Annotated in this window: 13 protein-coding genes; 9 read left to right on the top strand and 4 right to left on the bottom strand. The window is 65.2% G+C overall.

Annotated elements, in window-relative coordinates; genetic code table 11:
- Positions 1-204 precede the first annotated feature (204 nt).
- The 7 genes from SMAL_RS10325 (at position 205) to SMAL_RS10295 (ending at position 9,191) form a co-directional block, all read left to right on the top strand.
- A complete protein-coding gene (locus SMAL_RS10325; protein ID WP_263010003.1) occupies positions 205-1,323 on the top strand; it encodes an AraC family transcriptional regulator in 1,119 nt (372 codons plus the stop codon).
- 175 nt (positions 1,324-1,498) lie between these two features.
- Positions 1,499-1,909, top strand: a complete 411-nt coding sequence (locus tag SMAL_RS21185; RefSeq protein WP_012511082.1) for a hypothetical protein — start codon at positions 1,499-1,501, stop codon at positions 1,907-1,909.
- Positions 1,910-2,174: 265 nt separating this feature from the next.
- Positions 2,175-2,855 carry a DUF3313 family protein gene (locus SMAL_RS10315; RefSeq protein WP_012511081.1) on the top strand — a complete coding sequence of 227 codons (681 nt, stop codon included), beginning with the start codon at positions 2,175-2,177 and terminating at the stop codon, positions 2,853-2,855.
- 120 nt (positions 2,856-2,975) lie between these two features.
- Positions 2,976-3,662: an RNA polymerase sigma factor gene (locus SMAL_RS10310; RefSeq protein ID WP_012511080.1), complete on the top strand. Its 687-nt coding sequence runs from the start codon at positions 2,976-2,978 to the stop codon at positions 3,660-3,662.
- Positions 3,659-4,696 carry a FecR family protein gene (locus SMAL_RS10305; RefSeq protein ID WP_012511079.1) on the top strand — a complete coding sequence of 346 codons (1,038 nt, stop codon included), beginning with the start codon at positions 3,659-3,661 and terminating at the stop codon, positions 4,694-4,696. Before SMAL_RS10310 ends, SMAL_RS10305 begins: the two co-directional genes overlap by 4 nt.
- 108 nt (positions 4,697-4,804) lie before the next feature.
- Positions 4,805-7,261, top strand: a complete 2,457-nt coding sequence (locus SMAL_RS10300; RefSeq protein ID WP_232053915.1) for a TonB-dependent siderophore receptor — start codon at positions 4,805-4,807, stop codon at positions 7,259-7,261.
- A 46-nt stretch (positions 7,262-7,307) separates the two neighbouring features.
- The gene (locus tag SMAL_RS10295) at positions 7,308-9,191 is read left to right on the top strand and encodes a PepSY-associated TM helix domain-containing protein (protein ID WP_012511077.1); all 1,884 of its coding nucleotides are present in this window, start codon (positions 7,308-7,310) and stop codon (positions 9,189-9,191) included.
- Between the two features lie 21 nt (positions 9,192-9,212).
- Here SMAL_RS10295 and SMAL_RS10290 read toward each other — a convergent pair whose 3' ends face one another.
- The 4 genes from SMAL_RS10290 to SMAL_RS10275 are packed head-to-tail and all read right to left on the bottom strand — an operon-like array spanning position 9,213 to position 12,976.
- Positions 9,213-10,250, bottom strand: a complete 1,038-nt coding sequence (locus tag SMAL_RS10290) for an alpha/beta hydrolase (RefSeq protein WP_012511076.1) — start codon at positions 10,248-10,250, stop codon at positions 9,213-9,215.
- Positions 10,247-10,723 carry a (R)-mandelonitrile lyase gene (locus tag SMAL_RS10285; protein WP_012511075.1) on the bottom strand — a complete coding sequence of 159 codons (477 nt, stop codon included), beginning with the start codon at positions 10,721-10,723 and terminating at the stop codon, positions 10,247-10,249. The genes SMAL_RS10290 and SMAL_RS10285 overlap by 4 nt, the downstream gene beginning before the upstream one ends.
- 25 nt (positions 10,724-10,748) lie before the next feature.
- Positions 10,749-11,735 carry an aldo/keto reductase gene (locus SMAL_RS10280; RefSeq protein WP_012511074.1) on the bottom strand — a complete coding sequence of 329 codons (987 nt, stop codon included), beginning with the start codon at positions 11,733-11,735 and terminating at the stop codon, positions 10,749-10,751.
- A gap of 11 nt (positions 11,736-11,746) precedes the next feature.
- Positions 11,747-12,976 carry an MFS transporter gene (locus tag SMAL_RS10275; protein ID WP_012511073.1) on the bottom strand — a complete coding sequence of 410 codons (1,230 nt, stop codon included), beginning with the start codon at positions 12,974-12,976 and terminating at the stop codon, positions 11,747-11,749.
- Positions 12,977-13,143: 167 nt separating this feature from the next.
- Here SMAL_RS10275 and SMAL_RS10270 point away from each other — a divergent pair, with 167 nt between their 5' ends.
- The gene (locus tag SMAL_RS10270; protein ID WP_012511072.1) at positions 13,144-14,031 is read left to right on the top strand and encodes a LysR family transcriptional regulator; all 888 of its coding nucleotides are present in this window, start codon (positions 13,144-13,146) and stop codon (positions 14,029-14,031) included.
- Between the two features lie 138 nt (positions 14,032-14,169).
- Positions 14,170-16,812 (top strand): excinuclease ABC subunit UvrA, encoded by a 2,643-nt coding sequence (locus tag SMAL_RS10265; protein WP_012511071.1) that lies wholly within the window; start codon positions 14,170-14,172, stop codon positions 16,810-16,812.
- Positions 16,813-16,817: the final 5 nt, after the last annotated feature.

Here is a 16,817-nt window from a genome sequence, read left to right as displayed (position 1 = left end):
TGGCTCGCCTGGTGATCCCTCGTCGCATGAGACGTTCCCGCCTGAATCTGGTCAGCGACGTGAGGGCATGGTTACTGTCGGTGCCCTCAAAGGGACATTGGAGGTCGGGCAGGGGACCCAAAAGGCCAGAATGTGTCCGCCACGTTGAAACAGGTCCCCTGGCGGCCCGACTATGTGGGCGTCGCACTACCTTTCGAATACGTGATGGCCCCTATCCCCAAGAATTTGCCGGCATTCAAGGACTGGCCTGTCGCCGGCGAGGATCCCGCGCTGGATGCTGCCGGTCTCCAGGCTTCTGAAGATCCAAACGCCGCAAGCGAATCGCAGATTGCCGAGATAGTGCCTACCGGGGCGAGGGCAATCCTCGGCTTGGTCGAGGACCGGGGGTTCTCTCCGGAAGAGCTATGCCGCGGGCTCGGCTTCACTTATCGCGATCTATCAATGAGGGACGTGAGGCTGTCCTACCGCCAGATGCGCCAGTTGTTCATGCGGGCTGAGCGCTTGCTGGGCGAACCTGCGCTGGGCCTGGCACTGGGAGCCAGACAGACGCCCATTTCTTGGGGCGTACCCGGATTGGCAATGCTCACCTGCGAGACCTACGGCGATGCACTGACGTACGGCCTCACCCATCAGCAAGCCATCGGCTCGATGCTGATCCACACGGTGGAGGAGGTGGGAAGGGAAGTGAGGATGGAAGTCCGGTTCAAACGATTCGACATTCAACTGGAGTCGGTGCTGGTCGAGGACGCGTTCGCCGGATTCGTTGCGGTCAGCAGATACGTGATTGGACCATCATTCGCGCCACTCAGGGTTGATTTCTCACTCCCCAAGCCCTCTGATCCTGAAGTCTATCGACGATTCTTCCAGTGCCCTGTCCGCTTCGATGCTGGCGTCAATCGCCTGACCATAGACTCACATTGGCTGAGCGCGCGCTTGCCCGGTTTCGATCGGGTCAATTCAAGAATTGTCCGAGAGCAGTTGGATTCACTTCTTCCAACGCGAGGGGGCCGCAATGAGATTGTTGAATCCCTGTCGAGCCACCTTCGATGTGATATCGAATCAACGACCAAGCAGAGCGAACTTGCGAGCCTGATCAATGTCAGTGAAAGAACGCTCCGCCGCCGCCTGAGCCGCCAGGATTCCAGTTATAGGGAGATTCGGGACGAAGCGAGGTATGAGCGCGCCCGCGATCTCCTGCTGAACTCAGAGTTGAGCATCGCCGAAATTGCAGACGCGGTTGGATATTCCGACGCCCGTGCATTCCGCCGCGCATTCAAGCGTTGGGCGGGTTGCCTGCCAACCGAGTTCCGGGAATCCAGGTAGACATCATCCACCGTGGTTCCAGCATGGCGGGCAGCCATCGGTAGAGGCCGGGCCACCCATTGACGTCGGGGCTGCCGCCGGGCCGTGCTGCCGGTGGTGGTTGCGCGTCTGTAGTCCATTGCACCAGTGCGTGTGCAGTCCTCTCCAGCCACCCCTCCTTCACCTGGGTAGAACCATGAAGCGCATACGGCTGTTTGAATCGAAACTCGCGGCGAGATTCCTTGAGGTCGATCGATTGGCGCGGGAAGGCGCCACGTTGAAGAACGTGGCTGAGAACATGCGCACGATCACCATTGCGGTGACGATGCTGATCGTGGTGGGGCTGCTGATGGACGTTCCGGCGTCCGTCATTCGTGTGGCGGCCATCGCATGGGGGTGCTGGGCATTGGTCTATGCGCTGCTTGCCGCAGCACAAGCAGGACTTCTCTTTGTCCTGCTGCTTGGCGAGGTGGCCCTGTTGAAGCACATCCTCATCCGAATTGGATTTCTCAGAGGCGCCATTGCCACAGGATTCGCGGTGCTTGTCGTGATCATCATGGCAGTGTCGTGCGTGCTGTTCGATCCGAAGCACATGTTGCATTGGTGATTGCCGACATCCTGCCGACACCCTGAAATCGTCGGGCCCGGCATTCCGGACCGGCCAAGGCAAGCCTCGCACATCGGGGATGTTCGACCTCGATTGATTCCGTTCCACTCAACCTGTGAAAGTCATGCACTCTGCAATTCCCTGCTGCCGTCGTCATTCATCAGGCGGCGATCGAACTGCCACTCTGGCGAGAACACCCGGTTCCGGACGCGTCGCGGAAGGCAGCTTGTGGCGGCGGGTTCCGCGGCTCCTCGCAGGAGTGGGAATGCTGTTGCTGGCCGCATGCAGTCCGGTGCATGTGGTCAGGTCAAACCAGGCCAGGACCTATGCAGATCTCAGCATCCACGGGGAGCGTCGGATGGAGATCGTGCCGGCGGGTAGCACGCACGGGCACTTCCAGACGGTGACTCTCGCCCCCGTCCTGCTGATGCCAGAGGTAGCTGCAACGCTGAGCCCGGGCGTCGGTGATCGCCTCAAGGCTGCCGTAAGCAGTCAGCTGCAGCGGCAGATCGACAGGCGCCTGGGCTGGAGCGGGGCAGGGCGGCCGGGAACGGGGCTGTTGCTGCTTGCAAGGATCACCTCGGTGAAGGAGGTGTCTGTCGGCCTGAACATTGCCACATCGGTCCTGATGGGACCGGTGAGCAAGGGGCAGCTCTCCCTCGAGATCGAGGCGATCGACGCAGGCACTGGCAGGCAGGTAGCACTGCTGCTGCTCGCCGACGAAGCCGATATGAGGGACATCCGGAAAAGCTACACCCCGGACGGTCACGCGAAGGCGCTTGCAGGCCGGTTCGCGATTGAGGCGGTGGAGTTCGTCGCGCCAATGGTGCGATCACGGCAGCTTCCCGGAGGGCGCAACTGCCGCGCACTTCACCCCAGCTCCCAGGCTTCATCCGAACCGCGGCTGCAGGAACGGGAGGGGGTAGGGAGTTCCAATTGCAAATGACTCTCACTACACTTGCGGCATCCCAACCCTTCCGCCGCTTGTAGCGGCCAGAACTCCGGCTCCCAACGTGAATTCCCCGCCCCACCTGTGCAGACCGCAGGCATTTGCCCTGAGGGTGATGTGTCCACGCTAGGCCGGGGCACGGGCAGCAACGCGGATCGGGCCTCGTCCACGGAGGCAGGCATTCCGGAAGACGCCTCGCCAATGGGTGGGAACCTCCTTGCGAAAGCCTATGCCCGCTGGCGCGGGCCCATTCTGCGCAGCCTTGCGCGTGTCAGAGGTGCGGACGGTGAGGACGCCCTGCACGACGGTGCAGTCAAATGGCTGGCGGCAAACCCTGCACTGGCCTCGTGCGACCAGCAAGGCGCCTATTTCCGGCGAACGGTGATGAACACCGTGGCCGATGAATATCGTGAGCACACCGCAGGCCGCCGTCTCCAGACGCTGCCGCTGGCAGACGCCGAGGATGCGGTCCAGGCCATCGCCAGCGATGAATCACAGTGCCCGTTGCAGCTCAGCGCCCAGCGGCAGCGCCTGGAACGCCTGCGAGAAGCGCTGGCCGAGCTGCCGGAGCGTCAACGCGAGGCCTTCGTGCTCTGCCGCTTCGATGGACTGACCCAGGAGGACGTTGCCGATCGCATGCAGATCTCCCGCCGCATGGTGGTCAAGCACCTGTCGCGAGCGGTTGCCTACTGCGAAGTGCGGGTACGCTATGCGTCTCTGGCACAGATGCAGGAACTGCATCAACCCAGTGGGACAGGCAAGGCGTTGGCGCCTGCCATCGATGCTGATTTTCCCTGCCGATGACCGATCTCCCTTCTGCCGCAGGTTCCGACCCGTTTGCCCTGCATGAGGCGGCCGCCGCGTGGCTGGTGCGGCGGCAGGATGCGGCCTGGCAACCGAAGGATGAGGCGGCCCTGCAGCACTGGCTGGCCGAGAGCGAAGCGCACCGACAGGCGTTCGCCGACGTGGCCAGAACCTGGGACGACCTCGGCCAGCTGCCGCGCCCCGTGCTGGCCTCGGACGCGCGTGCGGTGATCACCCCAGCAGTACCTGCCATTCAACGACGGGGCAGGGCGGTGCGGCACGCACGCTCGTGGCGCCTGCCACGCGTTGCGGCGGCTGCGGCCGTGGCGATGCTGGCCTTGGGGTACCTCGGCTACGGTTGGTACGCCGCGCCCAGCTACGTACAGGACGTGGCCACCGGCGCGGGCGAGATACGTGATCTTCAATTGCCGGACGGCTCACGGATTTCGCTCAATGCACGCAGCACGCTGGCCGTGCATTTCTATCGATCCCGCCGTGAAGTAGTGCTCAGCCAGGGCGAGGCGTTCTTCGAGGTCGCCCCGGCGGCCGACCGTCCCTTCACCGTCGATGCCCAGCGCAGCCGGGTGACGGTGGTCGGCACGACCTTCAATGTGCGCAATGGGCCGGGCGAAGTCGTGGTCAAGGTGCTGCATGGGCACGTGCGGGTGCAGCCGGATCGCGCCGAAGGTGCCTCGCCGGTCAGCCTGCACGCCGAACAGGGCCTGGCCGTTACCACGCTCACCGCTGCTTATCGCCCCATCGCCGCAAGCGCAGACAGCATTGGCGGTTGGCGCAATGGACGCCTGGTGTTCCGGCGCACCCCGCTGGACGAAGTGGCGCAGGAGGTGGGGCAGTATCTGGGCCATCCCGTCACGTTGGGCCAGCCAGGGCTGAAGTTCCTGCCGGTCTCCGGCTACGCAGCCACCGATGCCCCGGCCACCTTCCTGGAAGCACTGCCGGATCTGTTGCCGGTGCAGGTAACGCGCACTGCCCAGGGCGGCTATCGCATCGACGAGCGGCCCGTCGCCCGCTGACGCCGGAACGAAAATTTCTTCCGGCGAGGGTTCCCACCCCACCGCCATTTTCCGTTTACCCCAGTGAGGCCAGTAGCGGCCAAGCATGATGGAGCGGTAATGGGGTACATGAAGATCAAGCGCGCACTTGTTGCTGGCGCGTTCTCTACGGGGGTACACGCCAAGCGGCTGCCGTTGCTGGCACTGTGCATTTCCAGCGCGCTGGCAGCGCCGGCCATTGCACAGGCGCAGCCGGCTGCGCGCGTGCAGTTCAATATTCCGGCGCAACCGCTGGATGCCGCACTGCGCCGCTTTTCCGAGCAGTCCCGGCAGCAGGTGCTGTTCAGCGAATCGGCGGTGGCCGGCCGTCGCGCTCCGGCCTTGAGCGGCAGTTACACGCCGCAGGAAGCACTGGTGCGCCTGCTGGAGGGCAGTGGCGTGCGTGTCAATGCCACCCGTCCGGGCGTGTTCACCCTGGCCCAGGAAGCAGCAACACCTGCGCGCAGCAAGGATGCCCAGACCACCCTGCAGACGGTGAACGTGACCGCCAATGCCCCAAGCGATGGCGCTTACACGGCACGTGAACTGAGCCTGGGCAAGCTGGGGCAGAGCATCCGCCAGACCCCGCAGTCGGTCAGCGTGATCACCCGCCAGCAGCTCGACGACCGCAACCTCACCACGCTGGACGAGGCGCTGGCGCAGACCACGGGTGTGACCAAGACCGCCCGCAACTTCGGCAACCACAAGTTCTCGATCCGCAGCTTCACCGTGGACGACAGCAACTATCTGGTCGATGGCGTGGCCGGCATCGTGTATGCCCCCGTGGGTTGGCTGCCGATCGACACCGCGGTACTGGAGCGCGTTGAAGTGCTGCGCGGTGCCGGTGGCATGATGCTGGGTGCGGCCGACCCCAGCGGAGCAATCAACATGGTGCGCAAGCGCCCGCGCGACCAGGCTCATCTGGATCTGGCCGCAACCGTGGGCTCGTGGGACAACTACCGCGTCGAGGTGGATGGCGGTGGCCCGCTCAATGCTACCGGCAGCGTGCGCGGCCGACTGGTCGCCGCCTATCAGGACCGCGACTACTTCCAGCGGGGCACCTCATCGAAGACGCCGGTGGCCTATGGGGTGATCGATGCCGATCTGGGCACGGATACCACGCTGACCTTCGGCCTGCGCCATCAGGCCAGTGACACCGACGGCTACTGGCTGTTCGGCCTGCCGCGCTACACCGATGGTGGTGCGCTGGACATCAAGCGTTCCACCTCGCTCATCCAGGACTGGAACCGGCAGGAGGGCTCCGTTGACGAAGCCTTTGCAGAGGCGGAGCACCGCTTCAACGAACGCTGGAAGGCACGCCTGTCGGTGAACCGCACCGAGTCGGACCTGGACCAGCGTGTTGCAGTTCCGCTGGGCGGGGTGGACCGCGCCACCGGCATCGGTTCGCGCTTCTATGACATCTATTTCAACCGCTCGCGCGTGCGCAGTGATGGCATCGACCTGCACACCACCGGCAACTTCGAAGCCTTCGGCCGCAGCCATCAGCTGCTGCTGGGCGCCATGTGGTCGCGCCAGCGTACCCGCCAGAGCTCGGCGGACCTGGCCATCGACGTGCCGATTGATGTCTACGCACCCGACCACAGCGCCATTGCGCAGCCGCTGCAGCCCGCGTGGGACTGGTCAGAAAACGCCCGCGCCCAGCAGAGCGGCGTGTACAGCAACCTGCGCCTGCAGCTGGCAGAACCGCTGCACCTCACGCTGGGTGGCCGGCTGAGCTGGGTGAAGTACCAGTCCAGCGATGGCTTCACCGGCGCCAAGAGCCGCGACTACGAACAGAAGCACGAATTCACCCCGTACGCCGGCCTTGTCTACGACCTGGGTCCGCAATGGTCGGTCTATGCCAGCTACGCCGATACCTTCCAGCCGCAGAGCTCGTATGTCACCGCGTCCGGCTCGGTGCTGGATCCGGCCATCGGCGCCAACTACGAGCTGGGCGTGAAGGGTGAGTTGAACGATGGCCGCCTGAATGTCTCCGCCGCGGTGTTCTCCATCCGCAAGACCGGCAACGCCGTGGTGGACGAATCCGACCCGGGCAGCTGCCGTGGCTCGCTGGCGTCGTCCGATTGCTACCGCAATGGCGGCAAGCTGCGTAGCAAGGGCTTTGAGCTGGAAGCCAGCGGCGAACTGGCGCCTGGCTGGCAGATGATGGCCGGCTATACCCACGTCACCAGCCGCGATGATGAGGGCGCGACCATCAGCGCCGAGACGCCCCGCCACCTGCTGCGCCTATCGACGTCCTACCAGCTGCCGGGCAAGTGGAACGCGTTCTCCGTGGGCGGCGGTGTATCGGCACAGAGCAGCTATTCCTATCCGGCCTACGACGACCCGGACTGGCGCATGGGCGCAGCGGGACGTGCCGTGTGGGACCTGCGGGCCGGCTACCGGATCAATCCGCGCTGGAGCGTAGGCGTCAACGTGGCCAACCTGTTCGACACCCGCTACTACGCGATGATCAGCCAGATCCGCCGCGGCAACTTCTTTGGCGAACCCCGCAATGTGATGCTGACGCTGCGCGGCTCGCTGTGATCTTCCGCAACCGGCGGGGCAACGGCCTGCCCGCCACGGGGCAGGCATGAAAGCGGGCTTCCGGCAGAGCATGTCGTGGCTGCACACCTGGTGCGGCCTTACCTGTGGCTGGCTGCTGTGCGCGATCTTCCTGACCGGCACGCTCAGCGTGTTCCGCGAGCCGATCACGCGATGGATGGAGGCCGGCCCCGTGCCGGTCTCCTCGCCGGCGGTGGACACGGGAATGCAGGCGGTACGTGCGCAGCACTGGCTGGCTGCAAACGCTGCCGATGCCCGGGAATGGCAGATCCGTTGGCCTGTCCAGCAGGGCTGGCCGCTGGAGCTGTCATGGGAGGATGGCGACGGCACGGGGCACGAAGGCTGGGTGGATGCCGGCACCGGCATGCCACAGCCTCCACCTCGTCTTCGGGAGACCGAAGGCGGGCGCCACTTCATGTCGTTCCATTACACCCTGCACGGCGGCATGGCCGGCTACTGGCTGGTCGGCTGGATCACCGCCTGCATGCTGCTGGCGCTGGTGTCCGGCGTGGTGGTGCATAAACGCATCTTCAAGGACTTCTTCACCTTCCGCCCGGGCAAGGGACAGCGCAGTTGGCTGGATGCGCACAACCTGAGTGCCGTGCTGACCCTGCCGTTCCTGTTCATGATCGGCTACACCGGGCTGACCTTCTTCTACAGCAGCTATCTGCCGTGGCCGGTGCATGCGGCCTATGGCGATGCTGATGACGCCTATGCGCGCTACGAAGCCGAGCTGGCGCCTATGCAACCAGCTCCGCCCGGCATCCTGGTATCCACCGCGCAACTACCGGACCTGCAGCAACTGCTGGCACGCGCGCACGCCATCAGCGGGCAGCCACCGGCACTGGTCGTGATCCAGGCGCCCGGCACCGTGCACAGCGTGGTGGAGGTGATCGGCCGCAAGCCGGAGGGGGGCGCGGGCAGGCATCTCCTGACCGAGACCAGCCGGGCGGCGTTCGATGCTGCCAGCGGCACGCTGCTGCAACAGCATGGCGCACATCCGCATGCCATTGGCGCCGTACAGGTGCACGAAACCATCGAAGCACTGCACAAGGCCGATTTTGGCGGCTGGCCGATGAAGTGGCTGTACTTCATCAGCGGTCTGCTCGGCACGGCGATGATCGCCATTGGCACGCTGCTGTTCTCGATCAAGCGGCGCAAGCGCAGCGAGCACGAGTTCGGCGCGGCCACGGCGGGCATCTATCGCTGCGTGGAAGCGTTCAACGTCGCATCGCTGGCTGGGGTGGCGCTGGCAAGCATCGTCTACCTGTATGGCAATCGGTTGCTGCCACTGGAAATGAGCAGTCGCAGTGCGTGGGAAATACGCATTTTTCTTGCGGCCTGCGCTGCCTCGGTGCTGCACGCGCTTTGGCGCCCACCTCGCCTGGCCTGGATCGAGCAGCTGTGGCTGGCCGCAGCGCTATGCCTGGCACTGCCGCTGGTGAACATGGCAACCACCGGTCAGGGGCTGCTGATGTATCTGCAGCGGGGCGCGTGGCAGCAGGCCGGCGTGGAGCTGGTCGCACTGGCATTCGGGTTGATGCTGGCAAGAATGGCCCTGAAGCTGCAGCGCCGCTGGCCACGGGCGCCGGAGGCGGCGCGCCCGGCCAAGCCTCCGGCCGGGCGGGAAGCGGCCTATCGCTGGCAGGTGGCGAGCCGTGTGCTGGCCGCCTCGCTGGGCGGATACCTGATCACTGCCGTTACGGCCACGGCACTGGCGTTGTTGTTGCCCGTGCTGGCAGGGGTAAGGACAGCCGTTTCGGTCCTGGCCAGTTCACTGCTGGGGTTCGTGCTGTTCATTGCCGTTGCTGTGGGCGTTTTCAGCGCCCGCAGTGTTGGGAAGGTGTGGCTGAGTCTGGCGGCGGGGAGTGCCCTGATGGGGTTGCTGGTGGCGATGCTTCGGACAGGGTGAGGGCAAGGGGGCGTCGGCCTGTCACATGCTTCCGTCCAAGCGCTTCCGGAAGAACGCCCCCAGCTCCGTAAAGGGAATCAGATCGGTGCGGTCGTACAGATCCACATGGCCCGCACCCTTCACCCACAGCAGTTCCTTCGGCTGTCCCGCCAGTCGGTAGGCCTCCTCACTGAATTCCTTTGAATGCGCCTGATCACCCGAAATGAACAACATCGGACGCGGCGAAATGGTCTCGATGTCGTTGAACGGATAGAAGTTCATGAACTTCACGTTGCTGGTCAGCGTCGGGTGGGTGGTGAGCTGCGGTGATGAGCCGGCCGGCGTGAATTCGCCACGCGGCGTTCGGTAGAAGTCGTAGAACTCGCGCTGGATCGGATGGGTGTCTGCCTCAAGCACATGCACGGTGCCAGAGGTGTACTGTGCGGCGCCGCCCTCAGCTTCAATCCAACGCTGGCGCGCGGCGGCAGCAATCACGGCCTTGCGCTGCTCAACGCTCTGCGAGCGGTTGAGGGCACTGCGGTTCGCAGCGCCCATGTCGTACATGCTGACTGTAGCAATGGCTTTCATGCGCGGGTCGATCTTGGCCGCACTGATCACGAAACTGCCACTGCCACAGATGCCAAGCACGCCGATCCGTTCGCGATCCACCTGTGGCTGCGTGCCCAGGTAGTCGACGGCTGCGCTGAAGGCTTCGGCATAGATGTCCGGCGCAACCGCATTGCGCGGCTCGCCCGCACTTTCACCCCAGAATGACTGGTCGATAGCCAGGGTCACGAAACCTTGTTCAGCCAGCTTCTGTGCGTAGAGATCCGCACTCTGCTCCTTCACCGCACCCATGGGATGGCCCACGATGATGGCGGGCAATGCTTGCCCAGGCCTACGGTTCTTCGGTACGTACAGATTGCCGACGATCTGCATGTGGTACTGGTTGTTGAAGCGCACCTTCTCGCTGGTGAGCTGAGTGCTGTGATAGAAGTTGTCCGCGCCGTGGGCCATGTCCTGTCCAACTGCAGTGAGGGGGATGGTCGCGAGGACCAGAGAAAGCAGCAGCGTTTTCATTCGCGCATCTCCGAATATTCTTCGTCGCTCACTTTCTCCAGCCACGTCACCGGGCTGCCATCCACCGCCTCGGCAATTGCGATGTGGGTCATCGCCACTGCGGCACTTGCGCCATGCCAGTGCTTCACGCCCGGGGCGATCCACACGGTGTCACCCGGACGGATCTGCTGGCGTGGCTGACCCCACTGCTGCACCCAGCCCACGCCTGCCGTCACGATGAGGGTCTGGCCCAGCGGGTGGGTGTGCCAGGCCGTGCGTGCGCCGGGCTCAAAGGTGACCGTTGCACCGCCTACGCGTGCCGGCGCAGGGCGTTGGAAGCCGCCGTCGATGCGCACGTTGCCGGTGAAGTAGTCAGCGGGGCCCGCCACGGACGATGCGCTGCCAGCAGGCGTTATGCTCAGATTACCGCTGGCCGGGCCGCCGCCGGTCGCAGGCGCAGCCATGGATATCAACGTACCGAGAAGCATGGACATGGGGAGCACTCCAGGAGTTGGGGGATTACCAGGCGTAGGCATTGGGCGCCTCGCCACCGGGGCCAGGCCAGATCGCATCCAGTCGAGCCAGTGAAACATCTGAGAGCTTCAGCGCAGGGGCCTTCAGGTTCTGCAAAAGCTGGTCCACCGTGCGCGGCCCGCTCAGCGCGGTGGTCACCACCGGGTTGTGCAGCAGCCAGGCCAGCGCCACGTCGGCGGGCGCCTCACCCAGTTCATCGCAGAACGCTTCATACGCTTCCAGCTGCGGGCGCAGCTGTTCGATACGCTGCAGGAGCTGCGGGGTAGCGCGGCGGCCATTGGCGACCTTCTTCAGCACGCCGCCCAGCAGTCCCATGCCGATCGGGCTCCAGGGAATCAGGCCCAGCCCGTGGTAGCGCAGTGCCGGGATCACTTCCAGCTCCACCGTGCGCTGGGTCAGGTTGTACAGGCTCTGCTCGGCCACCAGGCCAAAGGTGTGCCGTGCGGCGGCCACGCCCTGTGCGGTAGCGAGGTCCCAGCCGGCAAAGTTGCTGCTGCCCACGTAGGTGATCTTGCCTTCGCGGATCAGCTGTTCCATGGCCTGCCAGATTTCTTCCCATGGCGTTGCCCGGTCCACGTGGTGCATCTGGTACAGATCGATGTGGTCGGTCTGCAGTCGGCGCAGGCTGGCCTCGCAGGCGCGGCGGATGTGGTACGCCGACAGCCGGCGATCATTCGGGCCCAGACCCATCGGCTGATAGACCTTGGTCGCCAGTACCAAGCCGTCACGCTTGCCACTGCGCTTGAGCCAGCGCCCGATGATCTCCTCAGACACGCCGAAGCCCTGCGCCATGTCCGGCGACTGCGGTCCGCCGTAGACGTCTGCGCTGTCGAAGAAGTTGATGCCGGCATCCACGGCGGCATCCATGATGGTGAAGCTGGTCGACTCGTCGGCAAGTTCGCCGAAGTTCATGGTGCCAAGGCCCAGCCGGCTGATCTTCAGGCCCGAGCGGCCCAGAGAGGTGTAGTGCATGGGGAACTCCGTCAGGAATGGACAGGAAGGCGATGGTGCTGCGCCGAGCGCGCAGCGATGCAGGACGTGACTACCGAGCCCAGCAGCAGGACAGCGCTGAACCAGAACGTGGCGCGGTAGCCCTGGTGGTCCAGCAGCACGCCGCCCACGGTGGCGCAGATGGCGATGGCCATCTGCACCACGGCCACCATCAGGCCGCCGCCTGCCTCGCCGTCATCGGGCAGGGTGCGGGCCAGCCACGACCACCAGGCCACGGGCGCCGACGTGCCAAGCAGGCCCCACAGGGCGAACAACACCGCCACCCTCGGCAGCGTGTTGCCGATGAGGATCATGCACACAGCCACCACGGCCATCAGTGCGGGCAGCAGCACCAGCGTGCGGAACAGTGCCTTGTGCACGAAGGGCTCGATCAACAACGTGCCGGCCAAGCCTGCAGCACCCATCAACAGCAGCAACAGCGACAACGTCGAAGGCGATACGTGCAGCGTGCCTTCCACGAATGGGCGCAGGTAGGTGAACAGCGAGAACTGGCCCATGAAGAACAGGCTCACGCCCACCATGCCCCACGCCACCGGCGGGCGCTTCAACAGCGCGAACACATTCCAGGAAGTGCGCCCGGCGGTCGCCTTCATCGATGGCAGCGCGGCGATCTTCCACAGCAGGGCCACCACAGCCACCGGCACCAGCGAGAAGAACGCACCGCGCCAACCGATGATGGCGCCGAAGTAACTGCCCATCGGCGCCGCAATGACCGTGGCAAGCGCGTTGCCGCCGTTGACGATGGCCAGTGCGCGGGGCACCTGGTGCGAAGGAACCAGGCGCATGGCGGTGGCGGCCGACATGGCCCAGAAGCCACCGATGGCCACGCCGATCAGCGCACGGCCCAGCATGAACACCGGGAAGCTGGGCGCCAGTGCCGCCAGCGTGCCCGAGAGGATCATCGCGGTGGTGAGGCCCAGCAGCAGCCATTTGCGGTCCAGCTGCCCGGCCAGCGGCGAAACCAGCAGACTGGTAACGAGGGCGAACGCGCCGGACACCGCAATGGCCTGTCCGGCCTGGCCTTCACTGACCCGCAGATCGGTGGCGATGGGCGTCAGCAGGCTGATTGGCATGAACTCGGAAGCAACCAGAGCGAACGCGCCGAGTGTAAGGGCCAGCACCGCGCCCCATTCCCTGGGGGTTGCCGACCGCGCAGGCGCGGCCGTGCCCGCCCCGGCCGGGGGAAGATTGAGTGAACTCATGAAGGTTTCCAGGCCCAGAAGGGCGATGACGGCGGAAGACCCGGCGGCCGGACCTCCCGTGGTAGGGGAGGGGGCCAGTCTGGACCACACGCTGGCGTTTGATTAGATAATCAATTTCGAATGGGTCAATTAGTTGCGCTAATCAATCCCTGTGACACACTGCACGCATGGCACGACGCAACTTCAATGACCTGCTGGCTTTCGTGACCGTAGCGCGGGAGGGCAGCTTCACCCGCGCGGCGGGCGTGCTGGGGGTCACCCAGTCCGCACTGAGCCAGGCCATCAAGACCCTGGAAGAGAGTCTGGGAATCCGGCTGCTGACCCGCACGACGCGCAGCGTTTCGCCGACCACCGCCGGCGAGCGCCTGCTGCAATCGATCGGCAACCACTTCGACGACATCGAAATGGAGCTCGAAGCCCTTACTGCGTTGAGGGACACACCGGCTGGGCAGGTCAGGATCACCAGCGGCGACCACGTGCTGCGCACGGTGCTGCTTCCCAAGCTGATGCCGCTGCTGCACCGCTATCCGGACATCCGCATCGAGTTTGACGTCAGCTATGCACTGCGTGACATCGTTGCCGACCGCTTCGACGCCGGTGTTCGCCTTGGCGAATCCATCGACAAGGACATGGTCGCCCTGCCCATCGGCCCACGCCTGCGCATGGCCACCGCAGGGACGCCGGGCTACTTCGATGCGCACGGAATGCCGAAGGTGCCGGGCGATCTGACTGGTCACCGGTGCATAAACATCCGTCTTCCCACCAGCGGTGGACTGTATGTGTGGGAGTACGAGAAGAAGGGTCGCGAGATCAATGTGCGCGTGGATGGCCCGCTGGTGTTCAGCACGTCACCGCACATGGTCGATGCCGCGCTCGACGGCCTGGGCCTGGTGCATCTGCCCGTTGATGAGCTGGCACCCCATCTGGAAAGTGGCCGCCTGGTGCGGGTACTGGAGGACTGGTGCCCGCTGTTCCCTGGCTACCACCTGTATTACCCGAGCAGGCGACAGCCTTCCCCGGCGTTCAGCCTGGTGCTGGAGGCATTGCGGGTCTAGGTTGATGGCGTGGCGGCGCCCACGGCGGATCATGAGCGCCAAGACCGCGCTCACCCTCGCCACATTCACCCGGTAGCAGCGAAAATGCACCACTGGGCGCCCTGAAGCGCGCCGCTCACTGCCCGCAGGATCGTAACGATGTCCAATACCCCCTTTGGTGAGTCGTCATGTGCTGCCGCCGCCAGCGGTTGCGTCGAGGTGCGCGGCGCACGCGAGCACAACCTCAAGAATGTCGACGTCTCCATCCCGCGCAATGCACTGGTGGTGTTTTCCGGGGTGTCGGGTTCCGGCAAGTCATCGTTGGCCTTCGGTACCGTCTTCGCTGAAGCGCAGCGGCGTTACTTCGAGTCCGTGGCACCCTATGCGCGCCGCCTGATCGACCAGGCGGGCGTGCCCGATGTGGATGCCATCGACGGGCTGCCGCCGGCGGTGGCCCTGCAGCAACAGCGCGGGGCCAGCAACGCACGTTCATCGGTGGGCAGCGTGACTACGCTGTCCAGCCTGGTGCGCATGATGTACTCGCGTGCCGGTGCGTACCCGGCCAACCAGCCCATGCTGTACGCCGAGGACTTCTCGCCCAACACGCCACAGGGTGCCTGCAGCACCTGCCATGGCCTGGGGCATGTCTACGAAGTGACCGAAGCGCTGATGGTTCCGGACCCCTCGCTGAGCATCCGCGAGCGCGCCATCGCCTCTTGGCCGCCGGCATGGCATGGCCAGAACCTGCGCGACATCCTGGTCACGCTGGGCTACGACATCGACGTGCCGTGGAAGAAGTTGCCGAAGAAGGATCGGGACTGGATCCTGTTCACCGAGGAAGCGCCCAGCGTGCCGGTCTATGCCGGTTTCACGCCCGCAGAGACCCGTGCCGCACTCAAGCGCAAGCAGGAGCCCAGCTACATGGGCACCTATACCGGCGCGCGGCGTTACGTGCTGCACACCTTTGCCAACACCCAGAGCGCGCTGATGCGCAAGCGCGTTTCCCGCTACATGGAAGGCCGGTTGTGCCCGGCCTGCCATGGAAAACGCCTGAAGCCGGAGGCGCTCTCGGTCACCTTTGCCGGCGTGGATATCGGCGAGTTCATGCGGCTGCCGCTGGACCAGCTGGCGGCGCTGCTGGAGCCCATCGCACAAGGTGATTTCGGCGCGCACAGCAAGGGCGCTCGCGCCAGCAGGAGCGCGACACCCCGCGATCGCGCCCGGAGGGCCGCGAGTGGCCAGGCGACCCACGAGGGTGCTCCCGACGTGCGCCTGACCTCCGCCCTGTCCGAAGAGAAGCGCCTGGCGGCACAACGATTGGCAGGCGGTGTGATGGCGCGGGTACGCCAGCTGCGTGACCTGGGCCTGGGCTATCTCTCGCTGGACCGTGCGACGCCAACCCTGTCAGCCGGCGAACTGCAGCGCCTACGGCTGGCCACCCAGCTCAGTTCCTTGCTGTTTGGTGTGCTGTACGTGCTTGATGAACCCTCGGCCGGCCTGCATCCGGCCGACAGCCAGGCGCTGTACGACGCACTGGAACGGCTGCGCGACGGCGGCAACTCGGTGTTCGTTGTTGAACACGATCTGGAGCTGATGCGCCGCGCGCAGTGGCTGGTGGACGTTGGGCCAGAGGCGGGCGAGCATGGTGGCCAGGTCCTCTACAGTGGCGAGCCCGACGGCCTGCGCAAGGTTCAGGAGTCGCGCACGGCGCGGTATCTGTTCGATCAGGTGCCTGCGCCCGCCAGCCAGCAGCGCAGCGCCACCCGCTGGCTGGAACTGAAGGGTATCCACCGCCACAACCTGCAGGGCGTGGACGCACAGGTGCCGCTGGGGCTGCTGACGGCGGTGACCGGTATTTCCGGCTCCGGCAAGTCCAGCCTGATGGCGCAGGCGCTGCCCGAGCTGTTGCTGCTGCACCTTGGGCATGAGCCTGCGGACGACAGCGCCGACAGCACTCCCACCGACGGGCCGACCGTGATCGAAACGACGCGGGGCACATTGGCAGGCGACATGGACGCCATCCAGCGGGTGGTGCAGGTCGACCAGAAGCCCATCGGCCGCACGCCACGCTCCAACCTGGCCACCTATACCGGGCTGTTCGATCACGTGCGCAAGCTGTTCGCCGCGACACCCGCCGCGCGCCGCCGCCGTTTCGATGCGGGCCGCTTCTCGTTCAACGTGGCCAAGGGCCGGTGCGAGACCTGCGAGGGCGAGGGTTTCGTCAGCGTCGAACTGCTGTTCATGCCCAGCGTCTATGCGCCTTGCCCCACCTGCCATGGCGCCCGTTACAACGACGCCACGCTGAAGGTGCAGTGGAATGACCGCAACATCGCCGAGGTCCTGCAGATGACGGTCGACCAGGCGCATGCGTTCTTCAGCGAGGAAGAGGCCATTGCCCGCCCGCTGCAGTTGCTGCAGGAAATCGGCCTGGGCTACCTGCGGCTGGGCCAGCCAGCCACGGAGCTTTCAGGCGGTGAGGCGCAACGCATCAAGCTGGCCACCGAGCTGCAGCGCAGCCAACGCGGGCGCACGCTGTACGTGCTGGACGAACCCACCACCGGCCTGCATGCATCGGATGCGGACAGGCTGCTGGTGCAACTGCAGCGGCTGGCGGACGCGGGCAATACAGTGGTGATGATCGAGCATGACATGCGCGCCGTTGCACAGGCGGACTGGGTGATTGATGTAGGCCCCGGAGCTGGCGGGGCAGGGGGCACCATCGTGGCGAAGGGAACGCCGCAACAGGTGGCGCGCGCGAAAGTCAGCAGGACGGCGCCATTTCTTGCGCGGGAGCTGGGGTAGGGCGG

It is taken from the genome of Stenotrophomonas maltophilia R551-3, assembly GCF_000020665.1.
GTDB classification, from domain to species: Bacteria; Pseudomonadota; Gammaproteobacteria; order Xanthomonadales; family Xanthomonadaceae; genus Stenotrophomonas; species Stenotrophomonas maltophilia_L.
This window is presented reverse-complemented; position numbering and strand designations above follow the sequence as displayed.

What these genes read in the sequence shown, in the direction of transcription:
- SMAL_RS10305 (WP_012511079.1), top strand. Translation starts at nt 3,659, where the DNA reads ATGACCGATCTCCCTTCTGCCGCAGGTTCCGACCCGTTTGCCCTGCAT.
- SMAL_RS10295 (WP_012511077.1), top strand. Translation starts at nt 7,308, where the DNA reads ATGAAAGCGGGCTTCCGGCAGAGCATGTCGTGGCTGCACACCTGGTGC.
- SMAL_RS10265 (WP_012511071.1), top strand. Translation starts at nt 14,170, where the DNA reads ATGTCCAATACCCCCTTTGGTGAGTCGTCATGTGCTGCCGCCGCCAGC.
- SMAL_RS21185 (WP_012511082.1), top strand. Translation starts at nt 1,499, where the DNA reads ATGAAGCGCATACGGCTGTTTGAATCGAAACTCGCGGCGAGATTCCTT.
- SMAL_RS10275 (WP_012511073.1), bottom strand. Translation starts at nt 12,976, where the DNA reads ATGAGTTCACTCAATCTTCCCCCGGCCGGGGCGGGCACGGCCGCGCCT.
- SMAL_RS10270 (WP_012511072.1), top strand. Translation starts at nt 13,144, where the DNA reads ATGGCACGACGCAACTTCAATGACCTGCTGGCTTTCGTGACCGTAGCG.
- SMAL_RS10280 (WP_012511074.1), bottom strand. Translation starts at nt 11,735, where the DNA reads ATGCACTACACCTCTCTGGGCCGCTCGGGCCTGAAGATCAGCCGGCTG.
- SMAL_RS10290 (WP_012511076.1), bottom strand. Translation starts at nt 10,250, where the DNA reads ATGAAAACGCTGCTGCTTTCTCTGGTCCTCGCGACCATCCCCCTCACT.
- SMAL_RS10325 (WP_263010003.1), top strand. Translation starts at nt 205, where the DNA reads ATGGCCCCTATCCCCAAGAATTTGCCGGCATTCAAGGACTGGCCTGTC.
- SMAL_RS10285 (WP_012511075.1), bottom strand. Translation starts at nt 10,723, where the DNA reads ATGTCCATGCTTCTCGGTACGTTGATATCCATGGCTGCGCCTGCGACC.
- SMAL_RS10315 (WP_012511081.1), top strand. Translation starts at nt 2,175, where the DNA reads ATGCTGTTGCTGGCCGCATGCAGTCCGGTGCATGTGGTCAGGTCAAAC.
- SMAL_RS10300 (WP_232053915.1), top strand. Translation starts at nt 4,805, where the DNA reads ATGAAGATCAAGCGCGCACTTGTTGCTGGCGCGTTCTCTACGGGGGTA.